Consider the following 13,746-nt stretch of genomic DNA (forward strand, 5'->3'; position numbering starts at 1 on the left):
CTCCTAACGCCCCGAAAATGCTTTCTGGCCTGGCGATTTGTGTGTATCGGTAGTGCTGGATATAGTTATAAACCGTTGCAGCGAGCAGCGAGGGGTTAAAGCCCTGAGCTAGTTCGAAGCGATAATGGCCTATGGTGTAATTGGCAACACAACGGTTTCTGGTACCGTCATTCTAGGTTCGAGTCCTGGTAGGCCAGCAGTGATAACTGCGCAAGGTGCAGCGACACTTTGCGGTAAGTCGTCACAGTTCTAAGCCCCGTTCGTCTAGCGGCCTAGGACGCCGGCCTCTCACGCCGGTAACACGGGTTCAAATCCCGTACGGGGTACCACCACAGAGTGGCAAGCACAATGAGCTTGCCACTCTTTTTTCGTATCATTGGCGACCATGCACTTCTACATTGTTCATGGATACCAAGCCAGCCCTGACAGTCACTGGTTCCCGTGGCTAGAGCGCCTGTTGACCGCCGATGGCCACACCGTTCGCATAATCGCGCTGCCGGAACCGAACGCTCCAATGCTCGATGAGTGGGTAGAGGCGATACGCAACGATATTGAGCGTCCAAACGCTAATACCTGCATCATCACGCATAGCCTAGGCGGCACCGCGCTGCTGCACTATCTCACGGCCTTGGAGGGCGAGTGGGAGCTTCCTGGGCTCTTCATTGTTTCTGGGTTTGTGGAGAAACTTCGCGTCATCCCAGAGCTTGACGAGTTCATTGGCCAGGCTCGCATCGACGTGCCTGCTGTCAAGCCCCACATCGCTCACACAGAGGTCTTCGTGTCCACCAACGATGTCCTAGTAGACCCCGCCCTTACTCAGCAGCTTGCCGACGCCCTCTCAGCCGCACCCATCACTATCCACGACGCTGGACATTTCCTTGAGAGTGACGGCTATACCGAGTTTCCACAGCTGGGGGATCGCATCACGCAGTGGCTGCACAGTCTATAGTCCCTCAGTCATAGCTTTGAGCGCCTCCACGTGCGCCACGTAAGCCCGTGTGCCCGCCTCGGTGAGCGCGACCCACACGGCATCCTTCGCGCGGGTAGAACCGTACTCTCGGGTGCGGCTAATGTGGCCGTGATCCTCGAGGTACTTTAGCTGTTTGGACAGCGTATCGGCGGGGAGCTCGGTGAACTCGGCGAGCTTGCTGTACCTCATTTGCCGGCCTGCGGTGGCGCCGGCGGAGTAGAGCGCAGCGCAGATTCTGAGGCGGTTAATCGGGTGGATAACTGGGTCCAGCTCAGGGGATTGGTTGGGTGCTTTACTAGGCATTAGCGCCCTTTATGGCCGCGTTGCTGTTCTCGTAGAGCATCCAAGCGGTCGCTGCTGAAACCACGACCCCACTGGTAATCATCCATGGCCATGTATCAGGTGTCGGAGTGGTGGAGAAAATCATTGCACCGGGCAGTAGTACTCGTGACCAGGTCGCACGATCGTTGCTTGGCCCCATGTTGGGATCAAGGCGCACGAAGGGGTTCACGATTTTGTGCTTAAGGAGGAAGCCGAGAATGAACGTCGGTATGAGGATTGCGAGTGTGTACCACCAGGACAGCTTGGATAGCGCAAGACTGCTACCGACGCCGAGCGCTACAACTGCTACCGCCCACCAACTCTGTGTCCAGGTGGTGCGTTGTTGAACTTCGTCAATGACTTTGAGTTCGTTGTTCATAACCTGACTCCCTTATTTGCATCTAATGCAAGTCTAATGGTTGCAACGATGGCAAGTAAAGGGGTGGGTTGCTCGCACGATCTGAGTGGTCTGGTTCTACCCCATACCGGCTAGGAACTTCGGCGAGGTAGTCGGGAAAGTCGCAGGAGTACCAGGGGGTGAACCAGTGTCCAATTGGTCTAAGTCCTACCGGTATGCCTTTTCTGGTCATACACTGCAGGTACAACGCATTCCCGACAGAAAGGAGAGCGGATGGCGGAAGCTGAAAATCATCACTATCGCCGACGCGACTCTAGCAGATAGTACTAGGCGGCATCGCCATAATCCAAAACTTCTTAAAGCCAACACTCGAGCGAAGTAGGAGCCTTGCACCACATGCTGTTAGCGCACGTGTCCTCCCGAACCTCTAGCGATGACTAACAAGTGCTCCGGCCCCAGCAGCCCACGGCACGCCAGCGGAATAACCACTGATTCGATCCGCGCCCAGGCCTTGAGAGCCAATGTTTCCATCGCAGCCGAAAGCGGTAACGAGGTTCGGGATTTTATCTGTGTAAAAGGTGCCTCTACGTGCCGATTTGTGCAACCTTTTGGGGATCCTATAGTGTTTAGCAAGTCCGCAACGGACAGCTAAGCGAGCCCCGTTCGTCTAGCGGCCTAGGACGCCGGCCTCTCACGCCGGTAACACGGGTTCAAATCCCGTACGGGGTACAACGAAAAGCGCTAAGCCATGCACGTGGCTTAGCGCTTTACTTCTTTAGCGTGGGTGCTACACGATCATGATTTCGGCGTTGTTACCGCCGGTACAACGGATGATCTCGCGCTCGTCGGTCTTACATGCGAGGTCGTAGGATTGGTGGGTAACCGGACTGGTGACCGAGATTTGTGGTGGGACGTATCCGCGTAGATCCTCCAAAGAGCTTATGGTGAGCCCCATAAGGTGGCCGGCAGTTGAGCGGGCAAAGTCGCAGCTGGTATTCGGCCCTGCGAGGATGTAGGTGACGTTGTAGCCATCACCTGTCTGGCATACCGTGGCAGGGGTGCCGAAGACATCGACCTTTGCGCCATTGATCTGCTTCTCTGGCAGCTGCTCGTGGATGTGGTTGATTGAACCAATGCGCGCGGATTCAATGGTTTTCCTGCTTCCAGGTGGCATGACGTACTGTCCGGGCTCTACTCCCTGAAGGTGGGGAGGCGTCGTTTGTGGTGCCTGCTGTTGTGCAGCTTGCTGCTGTGCGCCTTGCGGCTGGGCGCCTGCTTGTCCTTCTGGAGCGGAGCCACCGGGAACGGTGGGCTCGGGGCCTGCAGGCACCTCGGCGTGGGAGTCGTCTTTAAGCGGCTGGAAAGCCGGATAGGTGTTTTTGAATGATGGCTCTGTTGCCTCAGAGGTGGCCGGGGCCGTGTCTGGGGCGGCGGTCTCGGTGGTGGTGGAGGAGCAACCAGCCGCGAGTAGACCCGTGGCGGCTACGGCGGTCAATGCCGTGAGGAATCGGCGTGCGGAGGAAGGGGTCTGCGGGGAAGTCATGACCCCACACTAACGCCCGCCTAGCCATATGGTGGGGGAAAACGGGGAAAGCTGCCCAACCCTCAGTGCAGAACACCGAGTAGGCGGGCAGCAAAAGTCTGTGCTAGCGAGTCTGTGCTAGCACGAGGAGCCTTAGTGGCAGTCCCAGTGACCGTCGTGGGCTGCGTGGCGGTGGCCATCGTGCAAGTAGTCCACGTGATCGCCGTGCGGGATGGCGACGTGACCGCAGCCCTCGCCGTGCTCGTGATCGTGGTCCTCGTGAATGTGGTGCTCGGACGTCTCGCACTCGTCCCAGTGGCCCTCGTGCTCACGGTGGATGTGACCGTCGTGCAGGTAGTCAGTGTGATCGTCGTGCGGGAAGGCAACGTGGCCGCAGCCCTCGCCGTGGGTGTGCGTGTGCTCGTCGTGGATGGTGTGGGTCATGATTCCTCCTCAAAGAATCGGGGGTTTTCACTCCATTTTCAGTAGCTGATAGTTACAGTAAAGCGAATTTTCACTATGTTTTCAATAGTGGGGGTGGGTGAGGGTGCCCCACCCTGATGGCTGTGCACGAAGTGAAAGGTGATTCATATGTGAAAAGCGCTAGAGTAGGGAAATGATGAAAAAGTCTCTTCAGCACCGTTCTTGGCGCCTTCTGTCTGGCCTGGCTTCTGTCGTGGGCGCGTGCTCGCTGGCCATTGGGTTTGCTGCCCCCGCAATGGCTGGCGAGGGCGTGCCGGTTACCCAAGGCCAAAAGATTGTCGCCTCCGATGGTTCTCTGTGCAGCATCGGCTATGTTGAGGCCACTCGGGCATGGACCTCGGCGCACTGCGGTCTCAATGGCGAGCAGATGTATAACGACGCAGGCCAGCACGTAGGTACGCTGCGCTGGTTCAAGCCCTCGGGTGCGGCGGGGCATGACCTGGCTTATATCCAGTTTGCCGGTGGGACCTACTCTGCGGGAAACCCGCTCACCGGAGATGGAATGGCACCCGTGCCTAGTGAGGGATCAACGGTGTGCTTCGACGGGCAGGCTACCGAGCGCCAGTGTGGCACCGCGGTGCGTGGCCCGGGGCTCTTCCCAGGAATGAACTACGTTGTGGACGTGGCGTTGGCGCCAGGGGACAGCGGTGGAGCAGTCTCCGTGCCGGGGCAGCCGGGTGTGGTGGGCATCTACCAGGGGATCACTCAGGCTAGCCGCGATGGGCAAACCATAACCTTCTCTAACTATGCTCGCATGCCGCGAGCAGACGAGCTGGCGCACTTGCCGCACCAAGGCTGGGTGCCGCGTCGCCCCAACCGGGAGCCGGGAAACCCAGTGCGTCTGGTGCAGGAGAGGGGAGAGGCGCTGTCTTCGACGAGTAGCACGGGTCCGGAAGGGTTGCGCGGCCTAGCCATGTACTTCGGGCTGAGCATTTAAACAGCTGGTATCGAGACAGGTGGGAATTAGTGGGCGAGTTTTAGCGTCCCGCTTTTCCCGGAGCGTCGTGGGATAGTGCGGCGGTGAGGCGGGAGGAGGCGTCGACAAGCACGTCAGCGAACTTCTCCGCTGGGGAGGGGCGGAATCGTTCGGCGGAGCCGGAGACGGAGAGTACGGCGATAAAGTTGCCGGCGGCGTCGAAGACGGGGGCGGAAACGGAAGCGAGATTCGACTCGCGTTCCTCGATGGATTCGGAGTAGCCGTTAGTGCGTGCGAGCTCGACGTCGTGCTCGCTAAAGAGGGCATCGGGAACGTGTACATCCGCAAAAGCTGCGAAGATGCGGGCGGCTGAGCCGGAAGTAAGGGGTAGTTGGCGGCCGACGGGTACGACGTTGTGTAGTCCAATCTCCGGCTCGCGTGTAGCAATGCACGTGCGGGTTGTTCCAGATAGCTCGTAGAGCTGTACGGACTCACCGGTGGCCTCAAGGAGCTCTTCCATGATGGGCCCGGCGGTTTCGATTATGCGATCACGGTTGCCGGGTAGGGCCGGCCCAGCGCCCCACTTTCCATCGGGGGTGCGGGTGAGGATTCGGTGCGCCTCGAGCGCTGTGGCGAGACGATGTGCGGTTGCTCGGGGCAGTCCGGTGGTTTCACAAAGCTCGTTAAGCGTGGAGGGGCGGTTGGTCGCGGCCATCATGATGGCAACTGCGCGATCCAATACCTTTATTCCTGATACTGCGCTATACTCTCCCATATAATGAAATCTACGTCCCATTAATTGAGATTTCAAGTGGAGAGAAACATGACTGAGAAATTGACACTCGCAGAGAAGGTATGGCGCGACCATGTCGTGCGCAAGGGGGAGAACGGCGAGCCTGATCTCCTCTACATTGACTTCCAGCTCTTGCATGAAGTTACCAGCCCGCAGGCCTTCGACGGGCTGCGCCTGGCTGGACGGACAATGCGGCACCCTGAGTTGCACTTAGCCACGGAGGATCACAACGTTCCCACCGTGGGTATAAAGACCGGAAATCTCCTGGAGATTAAGGACGAAGTTTCCCGTACACAGGTGTCTACCCTTCGCAAGAACTGCGAGGAGTTCGGCGTACGCCTGCATTCGATGGGTGATGCCCAGCAGGGCATTGTCCACACCGTTGGTCCGCAGTTGGGTATCACCCAGCCCGGCATGACCATTGTGTGTGGTGACTCGCACACCTCGACGCACGGCGCCTTCGGCTCCATTGCCATGGGCATCGGTACCTCCGAGGTTGAGCACGTTATGGCCACCCAGACGCTTTCGCTCAAGCCTTTCAAGACGATGGCTATCGAGGTTAGCGGTGAGCTGGCGGAAGGTGTTTCCGCCAAGGACTTGATCTTGGCTATCATCGCCAAGATTGGCACTGGCGGCGGCCAGGGCCACATTATCGAGTACCGCGGCGAGGCCATTCGCAAGATGTCGATGGAAGCGCGCATGACGATCTGCAACATGTCCATCGAGGCTGGTGCCCGCGCTGGCATGGTTGCTCCGGACGAAACAACCTTTGAGTACGTCAAGGGCCGCGAGTTCGCCCCGCAGGGCGAGGACTGGGATGCCGCGGTTGAATACTGGAAGACGCTGCCGACCGACGAAGGCGCCGAGTTCGATACCGTCGTCGAGATCGATGGCTCCGCCCTCACCCCGTTTGTCACCTGGGGCACCAACCCGGGCCAGGGTCTGCCGTTGAGCGCTGCGGTGCCCGACCCGGAGGAGTGTGGTGACGATGGCGAGAAGGCCGCAGTCGAGAAGGCCCTGGCGTACATGGACCTCACACCGGGCACGCCGCTGCGCGATATCCAGATCGACACTGTCTTCCTGGGATCGTGCACGAACGCTCGCATCGAGGACCTGCGCGCCGCCGCCGAGGTGGTCAAGGGGCGCAGTATCGCGGCTGATACCCGCATGATGGTGGTCCCGTCATCGGCCGTGGTCAAGGCGCAGGCTGAGGAGGAAGGCTTGGACAAGATCTTCACCGATTTCGGCGCTGAATGGCGTACCGCGGGTTGCTCGATGTGCCTGGGTATGAACCCGGACCAGCTGAAGCCGGGGGAGAGGTCGGCGTCGACAAGCAACCGCAACTTTGAGGGCCGCCAAGGCCCCGGTGGCCGTACCCACTTGGTGTCCCCGGCCGTTGCCGCGGCGACAGCAGTCCTGGGCCACCTGGCCGCACCAGCAGATATCGACGATGCCGCCGTAGCCGGCGCCTAAGGAAAGGGAGAAGACAATGGAGAAGTTCGTAACTCATACTGGCGTCGGCGTTCCACTGAGAGTTTCCAATGTGGATACCGACCAGATCATTCCTGCGCGCTATCTGAAGTCCGTCAAGCGCACTGGCTTTGCCGAAGGCCTGTTTTCTAACTGGCGCAGCGACGAGAACTTCATTCTCAACCAGGAACCGTTCAAGGAAGGCTCTGTGCTTTTCGCGGGTCCGGACTTTGGTACCGGTTCTTCTCGTGAGCACGCGGTGTGGGCGCTTGCTGAGTATGGATTCAAGGCGGTGTTTTCCTCCCGCTTCGCCGATATTTTCCGCGGCAACTCTGGTAAGGCCGGGCTGCTGACGGGGCTCATGGAGCAAGAAGACATCGAGCTCATCTGGAAGCAGTTGGAGTCCGGTGAAACCGAAACCACCGTGGATTTGGAAGCGCGCACGGTTACCGTCGGCGGCAACAGCTACACCTTTGAGATCGATGACTACACCCGTTGGCGCCTCATGGAGGGCCTCGACGACATTGGGCTTACCCTGCGCAATGAAGACGATATCGAGGCCTTTGAGGACAAGCGCCCGGGATTCAAGCCCCGCGTCGTGGCGTCTTAGCGTGGGCAATGGGGGTGTGGGAGTGTTCCCCGCCTCCTGTGGCACCGGCCACATATCGGCGTTAACATCCTCGGCATGAGCAATCCTTATCAAAGCTTTAGCGGGGACAGCGGCAATCAGTTCGGCGGTGCAGGCGGGCATAGTGGCTATGACTATCACGACGCCGCAGGTTATGGCTATCAGCAACCAGGCAGCTACGGCTACCAGCAGCCGGGAAGCTTTGGGTACCACCAGCCCGGCGCCGCGCCTGGCAATCCACCAGGCGGGGCCCCGCGCAGCCCATCGACGCCATGGATATTGTGGGCCAAACCTTCAAGGGCTACCTGAAGCAGCCTGTGCCAGGGATGCTGGCCATGCTGGTGCATCTCATTATCTCTTTTGCTCTTCTTCTTGTGCCGGGAACCGTTTTAGGCGGAATCTCCGCAGCGATGGAAGAAAGCGGCAGGGACATTGAACCCCTGGTTCCTACCGTGGGGATACCTCTTATGGTGGTCATGGCGCTAGCCGCCTACGCTTATCTCTGCTGGATGATGGCGAACCTCTTCAATGGTTCCCGCAAGATCGCTGATGGGGAGAAGGTCACCTTCCGCGACTACTTTAGGTTTGCGCAGCTGAGTGGTTGCGCCGGTGTCTATGCTTGCTTCTTTATTTTGGTAACGCTCGGATCTATTGCGGGTGGCTTCCCCGGACTGATTCTCTATGCGCTCCTGTGGCCAGCGCCCGTGATCAAGGCGGATGACCCCGATAAGCCTCTCATGGACTGCTTCCGAGAGGCCCTCGACCTAATCATGGAGAATCTAGGGCAGTCGCTGCTCTTTATTCTGGTCTGTTCCCTCATCACGAGCTTTGTCGTATTTATCCCCATCGTCGGCTTCCTTGCCGCCTATCCGATCTGGGCGCTCGGGATGGTCCTTTTCACCCGCGCTATGCAGCGCCGCCCTGCAGCACGGTTTGAATAAGGCAGCAGGGCGGCGTAGAAACTCCTGAGGGACGTGGGCGATGCCCTGCTCAGCGCACGGGAAGCGGGCTCGCCAGATAGTCCGCTCCGGTAAGTTCACCGTCGTTGAAGGATAGAACCCACACCGAAGCTTTCTTGAACTTGAGTTCTTCGATTGGTTCTTGAATGAACTTCGGTGCATAGGACTCGATGATGCCGGGGATTGTCAGCCCTTGGCTGACGATAACCGGAACGCCGCCGCCGTCGACCACGCGCTGAAAGGCGGCGCGGGCGGTATCAGGAGATTCGACGAAAACATCATCGCCGAAAGCCTTATTAACGGCGATGTCCATGCCGAGTTCATCGGCCAGCGGGGCAGCGGTGTGCTGGCAGCGCTGCGGCGGGGCGCTATAAATGGCGGTCGGATGGAAAGGCGTGAGCATCGGAACGAGCATCTCCGCCTGGCGGCGCCCCTTCTTATCCAGCGGGCGCAGGTCATCATCACCCTCCCAGGTGCGGCGCTGGTGCGCGCGGGCATGGCGCACGTAGAGAACGCGGGTCGTTGGTGCGAGGCGCAGGCGCTTCTTTGCCTTGGCCAAGACCTGTGCATCAACGTCATAAGAGAGCAGTGCGCAGGCATCATCGATCTTCATCCAGCGCAGCTCGTCGGTTTCCTGATTCGGGGTGTATTCGCCATCGAGCACCCGCGCCAGCCAGTAGTAGACCACCTTGGTGCGGCCTTGTACTGGGTAAGCTACCTTGCCGATGAGTTTGCCCAAGCGCACGGTATAACCGGTTTCCTCGAGGATCTCGCGCGCGGCGGTAACAGGAAGGGATTCGCCCGGATCCACCTTGCCCTTGGGCAGTGACCAATCGTCATAGTGCGGGCGATGAATGAGGGCGACTTCCGGATCGTGCGGGTCACCGCGCCAGAGAACCGCACCGGCGGCCAGGGTCGTGCGCTTAAACTCATCGGCCGGATCGACGGGCACTTCTTGGTGTCGGCCAGAAATAAAGACCTCGGATTTGATGTCTTTGTCCGTCTCGTGCATGTTCTTTGCCTTGGGCATGCTGCTCCTTTTGCGCCAGTAGCTTCTAACCTTTTCCATTTTCCTCCACTCACTGCCGCGATGCGGCCTTACGCGCCGAGCGTGCTTTAATGCCGAGCGTGCTTTAATGGGGAAAGCCGATATACCGGGAATCTACAGTGAGGTGGCACATAGTGAACGTAGCAGTATTGGGTGCGGGCTCGTGGGGAACTACGCTGGCAAAGGTTTTTGCCGATGCCGGCAATGACGTCCGCTTGTGGGCGCGCCGTGAAGAGCTAGCCCAGGCCATCAATGCACGCCACGAGAACCCGGATTATCTCCCAGATCTTCCGTTGCCCGCCTCCATCCGCGCTACCACCGATCCAGCTAATGCGCTGGAGGGTGCGGACATCGTCATTTTCGGCGTCCCCTCGCAGACCTTGCGGTCCAACCTGGAAAAATGGGCGCCGTTGCTGCCGGAGGATGCAACTTTAGTATCGATTTCCAAGGGCGTGGAGAAGTCGACGCTCAGCCTGATGAGCGAGGTGATTGCCGATGCCGCCGGTGTTTCCCCCGACCGCATTGCGGTGCTCTCCGGGCCCAACTTGGCCAAGGAGGTGGCCCAGGAGCAGCCGGCAGCTACGGTTATCGCGTGCCGCGACGCCGACCGTGCCAAGGCTGTCCAGCATGCCGCCGCAGCACCCTATTTCCGGCCCTATACCAACACCGATGTTATCGGCGCGGAAATTGGCGGTGCCTGCAAGAACGTGATTGCACTTGCCTGCGGCATGGCTGCGGGTAAGGGGCTGGGAAACAACACCATGGCCAGCATCATTACTCGAGGTCTCGCGGAGATTACTCGTCTCGGCGTGAAGCTGGGAGCGGACCCGTTCACCTTCTCTGGTCTGGCTGGTATGGGTGACCTCGTGGCAACCTGTAGCTCGACGTTGTCCCGCAACCGCACCTTTGGCTACCGCCTCGGCCAGGGCGGCACCCTGGAGGAAGCCACAGCCGCCACCAATGGCCAGGTAGCGGAAGGCGTTATCTCTTCCGATTCCATCTTTAGGCTGGCGCAGCGCGCGGGCGTAGAGATGCCTATTACCCAAGCGGTCTTCGGTGTGTGCCACCGCGGCGTGACTGTCGACGACATGATCGTGGCTCTGATGGGTCGCACCAAGAAAGCTGAGTAAAGCCGAGTAAAGTTGCTCGGTATGACTGAAGCGAATCCTGTGCGCGTGGCCGTAGTGTACGGCGGGCGCAGCTCCGAGCATTCAGTGTCGTGCATCTCCGCCGGCGCAATCATGGAGCACCTTGACCCGGACAAGTATGAGGTTGTGCCGATCGGCATCACGCGAGAGGGCACCTGGACTCAGGGCAGTCGGGAGGGCCTCGGCATCGTAGATGGGCGCCTGCCCGAGGTAGAGCTGCACGATGAGCTGGCGCTTTCCCTCAACCCCGCCACGCGCGGACGCATCCACAACGTCACTCGCCATGAGCACTACACCGAAGTGGATGTCATTGTGCCGGTTCTCCATGGACCCTACGGTGAAGATGGGACGGTCCAGGGGCTTTTCGAGCTCTCCGGCATCCCTTACGTGGGCGCGGGCGTGCTGGCCTCGGCCGTGGGCATGGACAAGGAGTTCACCAAGAAGCTGCTGGTTGCGGAAGGTCTGCCTGTGGCGCCCCAGGAGGTGCTCACTGGGGAAGCCACGCTGAGCGACGCCCAAAAGGAGCGCCTCGGCCTGCCTGTCTTTGTGAAACCGGCGCGCGGTGGTTCCTCCATCGGTGTGTCCAAGGTTTCGGCGTGGGAGGATTTCGCGGACGCGCTGGCCCTAGCCTACGAGTCCGACGAGAAGGTCCTTGTCGAGCCGGAAATTCGCGGTGCAGAGGTGGAAGTGGGCGTCCTCGAGCACCCAGACGGTAGCCTCCAGGCTTCCGTTCCCGCCAAACTTTTGGGCACTACGGAGTCCGAAGAAGGCTTTTATGACTTCGATGCCAAGTACATCGACGAGGGCGTTTCGGCGGAAATCCCTGCGCCGTTGAGCGATGAACTAACCGCTGAGCTCCGCCAGCGCGCTATTGAGGCTTTCCGTGCTCTGGGCGCTGCCGGCCTGTCCCGCGTGGATTTCTTCGTCAGCGAGGATTCCTACTGCATCAACGAGGTGAACACCTTCCCCGGCTTCACACCCATCTCGATGTACCCCCAGGTATTCGCCGCCGTGGGTGTGGGCTATGCCGAGCTGCTGGATACCCTCATCCAAACCGCGCTCGCGCGTTCCTAGTCCTTAGCCCGCCTAGTCCCTCAGCTGAGTGCGAAGGGCAGGCGGTAGAGGAGCAGGCCGCGGTTGCTACTGGGAAGGGGTGGCGGCCACGAGGGCGTCGCTCAGCCGCACCAGCGCGGAATTGGCTGCCTCCTGCGGAGCAGACAGCGCGAGATCCTCCGCCCGGCCGAGCGCGAACCACGTGCCGGCCGTGGTGCCCTCCGCCAGGGTGGTGTCCTCGAACCAGGGCACGTCATTGACCTGCTGAAGCTGGACACCTGCACGGTAGTTCTCCGGTGCAGCCACACCACAACGCACGACGATCTCTTCCTGGCCCGGCGCGCTGTAGACCCAGGTGTTCTTGTCACCGACATCCTCGCGGCGCGAGTAGCCCTCCGCGAGGGTCTCCGGCAGGGCCTTTTCCAGCCGGCTGCACATGGAATCCGGGCCCGCCTTCAGCTGCGATAGCGGAGCGGCATTGGGCTGTTGCTGTTTCTGTTCCAAGTGGTCGAGAGCATCACCGAGACCCTCCGGGGCGTCGTCGCGCGCGTTGTCGGAGGTGGTGGTGACCGCGACGGCGGGAACGCGCTTGGTGCTGTACCACGTCGTGAGATTCGAGCCGGGAGTGGCGTCGACGACCTGCAGCCAGGATTCGCCGTCGGCCTCGACGGTCTGGGAATACTCAGTAAATTGCTGCGGCAAGTCAACACCGCAGCGCAGCGTTATCTTGTCCTCCGAGCTCTTCGCCCACGCCGCAGCACCCGCGGGAGCTGGCTCGACAAGATCGACGCGTGGGTACCCCAGTAGTTTGTCTGGCAGCGCATCGACCACGGCGGCGCACTCGGGGGAATCCGCCGCCTCAGATGGGGTGGGAGGCAGCGCCACCGGTTGCTGGGCAGCGGTGGTGAAGACGTATTTTGCCCCAAAAATCACCGCGAAGACCATCGCGATGGCGATCCCGAGTGAGACGTAGATTGCGGTGCGGTTAAATTGGGTATCCATAGGGGCTTATCCTATCGCTGATAGTCCAGGAAGAACGAACGTGGACGGTGCGCACGCGTACAGTGCGTGGCCCGCGCAACACAAAGGAGTCCGTGACGGTGGGTTTATCGCATACCCTCGACCAAGCCGGTGAGCGGCAAGTCATCCATGAGATTGTCACCGCTGCCCCGAGCGCGCTCAACGGTGACGATGCCGCGGTGCTGTACCCGGCAGCGCCCAATTCCCGCACGGTGGCAGCGACAGACATGATGGTGGAAGGCAGGCATTTCCGCCGGGATTGGTCGACTGCCGCAGAAATCGGGCAGAAGGCCATCGTGCGTAATTTCGCCGATATCGAGGCGATGGGTGCCCGGCCCACCGCAGCACTGCTGGCTATTGCCGCCCCAGGGGAAACCCCGGTGGATTTCGTGCGGGGGATTGCGCAGGGCATCGCTGAGCGCTGCGCGGTCTATAACGCAGAGCTGGTCGGCGGCGACCTTACCCGCAGCGACAGCTTAGTCATCAATGTCACGGCGATGGGCTCCTTGGGAGGAAGTGGGGCGCCGCTGACCCTAGATGGAGCACGCGCGGGCCAAAAGCTGGTGGCGCACGGCAAGATTGGGTACTCCGGAGCGGGCCTTGCTCTGCTTCAGCGCTTTGGCCGCGCGCTGCCCCCGGAACTAGAGGAGCTGTGGCCGCTGATCGACGCCCACTGTGCACCCACCCTGAGCCCAGGGCGTGGGGTTATCGCTCGGGCAACGGGGTCGACCGCGATGACAGATAATTCGGATGGCTTAGTGCGTGATGTGGGGCATCTGGCACAACGCTCCGGGGTGCGCATCGACCTCGACCGCGCAGCCATTGCCCCGGATCCGCTCCTAGCTGCTGCCGGCGCGGTGCTTGATATCGATCCGTGGGAATGGGTCCTAACGGGAGGGGAGGATCACACGCTGTTGGCCACCACGTACAAGGCCGCTCCCTCTGGGTTCCGGGAAGTAGGCCGGGTGATGCGCGGTACCGGTGTCACCATCAGCGGAGAGGAGCCTCGCTATCGCGAGGGCTGGGAGGGATTTGCGTGAGCCACATCGATACCTCT

At 60.4% G+C, this 13,746-nt stretch carries 15 protein-coding genes and 3 tRNA genes; 11 read left to right on the top strand and 7 right to left on the bottom strand.

Annotated features, from left to right (window positions below):
* The first annotated feature begins 125 nt into the window (after window positions 1–125).
* The 3 genes from HMPREF2807_RS07960 (at window position 126) to HMPREF2807_RS07970 (ending at window position 949) form a co-directional block, all read left to right on the top strand.
* Window positions 126–197 (top strand) — tRNA-Gln (locus tag HMPREF2807_RS07960).
* 56 nt (window positions 198–253) lie between these two features.
* Window positions 254–329, top strand: a tRNA-Glu gene (locus HMPREF2807_RS07965).
* A gap of 56 nt (window positions 330–385) precedes the next feature.
* On the top strand, window positions 386–949 hold the full coding sequence (locus tag HMPREF2807_RS07970; protein WP_070511674.1) for an RBBP9/YdeN family alpha/beta hydrolase: 564 nt from the start codon (window positions 386–388) through the stop codon (window positions 947–949).
* Here the strand turns inward: HMPREF2807_RS07970 and HMPREF2807_RS07975 are convergent.
* Both HMPREF2807_RS07975 and HMPREF2807_RS07980 read right to left on the bottom strand, forming a co-directional pair.
* On the bottom strand, window positions 944–1,273 hold the full coding sequence (locus HMPREF2807_RS07975; RefSeq protein WP_070511675.1) for a transcriptional regulator: 330 nt from the start codon (window positions 1,271–1,273) through the stop codon (window positions 944–946). The genes HMPREF2807_RS07970 and HMPREF2807_RS07975 overlap by 6 nt on opposite strands.
* Window positions 1,266–1,670 carry a hypothetical protein gene (locus HMPREF2807_RS07980; RefSeq protein WP_070511676.1) on the bottom strand — a complete coding sequence of 135 codons (405 nt, stop codon included), beginning with the start codon at window positions 1,668–1,670 and terminating at the stop codon, window positions 1,266–1,268. Before HMPREF2807_RS07980 ends, HMPREF2807_RS07975 begins: the two co-directional genes overlap by 8 nt.
* A 635-nt stretch (window positions 1,671–2,305) precedes the next feature.
* Between HMPREF2807_RS07980 and HMPREF2807_RS07985 the strand changes: the two genes are divergently transcribed.
* A tRNA-Glu gene (locus HMPREF2807_RS07985) sits at window positions 2,306–2,378 on the top strand.
* Between the two features lie 58 nt (window positions 2,379–2,436).
* On the opposite strand, the gene HMPREF2807_RS07990 is transcribed toward HMPREF2807_RS07985, so the two are convergent.
* The gene (locus tag HMPREF2807_RS07990; RefSeq protein WP_070511677.1) at window positions 2,437–3,192 is read right to left on the bottom strand and encodes a hypothetical protein; all 756 of its coding nucleotides are present in this window, start codon (window positions 3,190–3,192) and stop codon (window positions 2,437–2,439) included.
* A 132-nt stretch (window positions 3,193–3,324) separates the two neighbouring features.
* Window positions 3,325–3,615 carry a hypothetical protein gene (locus HMPREF2807_RS13520; RefSeq protein WP_070681158.1) on the bottom strand — a complete coding sequence of 97 codons (291 nt, stop codon included), beginning with the start codon at window positions 3,613–3,615 and terminating at the stop codon, window positions 3,325–3,327.
* Window positions 3,616–3,787: 172 nt separating this feature from the next.
* On the opposite strand from HMPREF2807_RS13520, the gene HMPREF2807_RS08000 reads away from it, so the two are divergent.
* Window positions 3,788–4,591 carry a chymotrypsin family serine protease gene (locus HMPREF2807_RS08000; RefSeq protein WP_070511680.1) on the top strand — a complete coding sequence of 268 codons (804 nt, stop codon included), beginning with the start codon at window positions 3,788–3,790 and terminating at the stop codon, window positions 4,589–4,591.
* Between the two features lie 40 nt (window positions 4,592–4,631).
* On the opposite strand, the gene HMPREF2807_RS08005 is transcribed toward HMPREF2807_RS08000, so the two are convergent.
* Window positions 4,632–5,345, bottom strand: coding sequence for an IclR family transcriptional regulator (locus HMPREF2807_RS08005; protein ID WP_070511683.1), 714 nt, complete (start codon window positions 5,343–5,345; stop codon window positions 4,632–4,634).
* A 48-nt stretch (window positions 5,346–5,393) separates the two neighbouring features.
* Between HMPREF2807_RS08005 and leuC the strand changes: the two genes are divergently transcribed.
* The 3 genes from leuC to HMPREF2807_RS08020 all read left to right on the top strand — a co-directional run bounded on the left by leuC (window position 5,394) and on the right by HMPREF2807_RS08020 (window position 8,402).
* Window positions 5,394–6,836, top strand: a complete 1,443-nt coding sequence (gene leuC / locus HMPREF2807_RS08010) for a 3-isopropylmalate dehydratase large subunit (protein WP_070511685.1) — start codon at window positions 5,394–5,396, stop codon at window positions 6,834–6,836.
* 16 nt (window positions 6,837–6,852) lie between these two features.
* Complete coding sequence (gene leuD / locus HMPREF2807_RS08015) at window positions 6,853–7,443, top strand: 3-isopropylmalate dehydratase small subunit (protein ID WP_070511687.1); 591 nt, start codon at window positions 6,853–6,855, stop codon at window positions 7,441–7,443.
* 290 nt (window positions 7,444–7,733) lie between these two features.
* On the top strand, window positions 7,734–8,402 hold the full coding sequence (locus HMPREF2807_RS08020; protein ID WP_232751646.1) for a hypothetical protein: 669 nt from the start codon (window positions 7,734–7,736) through the stop codon (window positions 8,400–8,402).
* A gap of 49 nt (window positions 8,403–8,451) precedes the next feature.
* Here the strand turns inward: HMPREF2807_RS08020 and HMPREF2807_RS08025 are convergent, their stop codons facing one another.
* Window positions 8,452–9,450: an NUDIX hydrolase gene (locus HMPREF2807_RS08025; RefSeq protein ID WP_070511690.1), complete on the bottom strand. Its 999-nt coding sequence runs from the start codon at window positions 9,448–9,450 to the stop codon at window positions 8,452–8,454.
* A 149-nt stretch (window positions 9,451–9,599) separates the two neighbouring features.
* Between HMPREF2807_RS08025 and HMPREF2807_RS08030 the strand changes: the two genes are divergently transcribed.
* Window positions 9,600–10,598 (top strand): NAD(P)H-dependent glycerol-3-phosphate dehydrogenase, encoded by a 999-nt coding sequence (locus HMPREF2807_RS08030; RefSeq protein ID WP_070511939.1) that lies wholly within the window; start codon window positions 9,600–9,602, stop codon window positions 10,596–10,598.
* Window positions 10,599–10,619: 21 nt separating this feature from the next.
* The gene (locus tag HMPREF2807_RS08035) at window positions 10,620–11,690 is read left to right on the top strand and encodes a D-alanine--D-alanine ligase family protein (RefSeq protein ID WP_046649071.1); all 1,071 of its coding nucleotides are present in this window, start codon (window positions 10,620–10,622) and stop codon (window positions 11,688–11,690) included.
* Between the two features lie 66 nt (window positions 11,691–11,756).
* Here the strand turns inward: HMPREF2807_RS08035 and HMPREF2807_RS08040 are convergent, their stop codons facing one another.
* Entirely contained in the window at window positions 11,757–12,671 is a 915-nt protein-coding gene (locus HMPREF2807_RS08040) for a DUF3515 domain-containing protein (RefSeq protein ID WP_046649072.1), read from the bottom strand.
* Between the two features lie 47 nt (window positions 12,672–12,718).
* Between HMPREF2807_RS08040 and HMPREF2807_RS08045 the strand changes: the two genes are divergently transcribed.
* Window positions 12,719–13,729, top strand: coding sequence for a thiamine-phosphate kinase (locus HMPREF2807_RS08045; protein ID WP_369816146.1), 1,011 nt, complete (start codon window positions 12,719–12,721; stop codon window positions 13,727–13,729).
* The last annotated feature ends 17 nt before the right edge of the window (window positions 13,730–13,746 follow it).

The organism is Corynebacterium sp. HMSC074A09 (genome assembly GCF_001811545.1).
GTDB lineage: Bacteria > Actinomycetota > Actinomycetes > Mycobacteriales > Mycobacteriaceae > Corynebacterium > Corynebacterium hiratae.